The 1,978-nt window shown below is 38.2% G+C and carries 2 protein-coding genes; one reads left to right on the top strand and one right to left on the bottom strand.

Annotated elements, in window-relative coordinates; translation table 11 throughout:
- Window positions 1-1,443 (bottom strand): bifunctional phosphoribosylaminoimidazolecarboxamide formyltransferase/IMP cyclohydrolase (purH, locus tag E1176_RS01800; RefSeq protein WP_155208865.1); only part of this gene is annotated, 1,443 nt, incomplete at its 3' end.
- A gap of 184 nt (window positions 1,444-1,627) precedes the next feature.
- On the opposite strand from purH, the gene E1176_RS01795 reads away from it, so the two are divergent.
- Entirely contained in the window at window positions 1,628-1,954 is a 327-nt protein-coding gene (locus E1176_RS01795) for a PadR family transcriptional regulator (protein WP_155208864.1), read from the top strand.
- Window positions 1,955-1,978: the final 24 nt, after the last annotated feature.

Below are 1,978 nucleotides of genomic sequence, written 5' to 3'. Positions count from 1 at the left end.
AATAGATCCACCCGGCTGTATAACAGCTTTTATACCCTCTGCACTTGCTATTTCCACACAATCAGGAAACGGAAAGAAAGCATCTGAAGCCATTACAGCTCCATTGAGATCGAAGTTGAAAGACTTAGCTTTTTTAATAGCTTGCTTAAGCGCATCTACTCTTGATGTTTGACCAACACCACTTGCTAACAACTGACCATCTTTGGCCAATACAATGGTATTAGACTTAGTGTGCTTGGCCAACTTGCTGGCAAAAAGTAAAGCCTCCTTCTGCTCTGCAGTAGGCTCAAGTTTTGTAGCTGTTTTTAAGTCTTCCAAAGCATCCGTTTTCAGGTCTCTATCCTGCTCTATGATACCGTTTAGTAAGCTTTTATGCTGTTTGGTAGTACTGAGTTTTTCTTTCTGAAGCAGGATAATTCTGTTTTTCTTACCCTTCAATAGCTCCAAAGCATCCTCATCATAGGCAGGAGCAATTAATACTTCAAAAAACAAAGAATGCATCTCCTCGGCAGCGGCCAAATCAACTTTTTGGTTAGTAATCAAAACTCCTCCAAATGCAGATAGTGTATCTGCTTCAAATGCTCTTTGATAAGCATCTTTTACAGAATTGCCTGTAGCTACTCCACAAGCGTTGGTATGCTTCAGTATCGCAAAAGCAGTTTCATCAAACTCTTCAATGAGTGTTACTGCTGCGTCTACATCTACTAAATTGTTATAAGAAAGGTCTTTGCCATTGAGTTGCTCAAGTAACTTAGAAAGGTCTCCGTAGTATGTACCTTTTTGATGAGGATTTTCACCATATCTCAAGGTTTTGCCCGATCTCACACTTTGTTTGAATGAGTCTATGCCTTCTTCTGCATTAAAGTAATTGAAAATTGCAGAATCATAATGCGAGCTTATATCAAATGCTTTCGCAGCAAACCTCCTTCTATCAGCTAACTCTGTTGAGCCATTCTTCTCTGCTAACAAAGCTTCAACATCACTGTATTGCTCTCTTGAGGAAACAATCAAAACATCTTTGAAATTTTTGGCCGCAGCTCTTATCAAAGAGATACCACCGATATCTATCTTTTCGATAATATCAGACTCTGAAGCACCTGAAGCTACTGTCTCTTCAAACGGGTATAAATCAACTATTACCAGGTCGATTTCAGGTATATCAAACTCGCTCGCTTGTGACACATCTGCATCCAAATCTCTTCTATGCAAAATACCCCCAAAAACTTTGGGGTGCAGAGTCTTCACTCGTCCACCAAAAATGGAAGGATAACTTGTAAGATCTTCGACTGCCGTAACCTCAACACCCTGATCTTCAATGAATTTTTGGGTGCCACCTGTAGAGTATATTTTTACTCCGTGTTGATTGAGCAACTTGATAATTGGCTCAAGATTGTCTTTATAAAAAACTGAGATTAATGCGGATTTGATCTTTTTTTGAGACATGCCGGGCAGCGGGTTTATAATTAAGCTGCAAAGCTATACAAATTTGGGAATTTATCTACCGTTGAAAACTATTGATCGTTATGAACTTAACAAATTCAAAATATAGACAAAATTATTTTTTTTGATTAGTTATACAAATATGAAATAAATTATTACTTTCACTTTTGTATAATAAATTTTTGTTATGAAAGGAAGTAATCTTGGTGAGCTTGAAGAACTTATACTACTGACTGTAGGCGCACTGAAGAATGGAGCCTATGGAGTTGGAATAATGGATGAAATAGCCAAAGAGTCTGGCAGGAGTTTAAATATAAGCGCTGTACACGCAGTTCTTAAACGAATGGAAGACAAAGGATATTTAAAATCATCTATGGGCGGAGCAACACCTGAAAGAGGAGGTAGACGAAAACGCTTTTTCACTTTAACGGCTACAGGCCTGAAGGCTATTGAAGAATCTATGCAACTAAGATCTTCACTGTACAACAGGATTCCGGCTTTTAAAACCTCTTGATATGATGTCAAATCAACCTCCCAA

Origin of the sequence: Fulvivirga aurantia (genome assembly GCF_009711475.1) — a bacterium.
Lineage (GTDB): Bacteria > Bacteroidota > Bacteroidia > Cytophagales > Cyclobacteriaceae > Fulvivirga > Fulvivirga aurantia.
The sequence above is the reverse complement of the archived record's forward strand: the minus strand, read 5'-3'. Positions and strand labels throughout refer to the sequence as shown.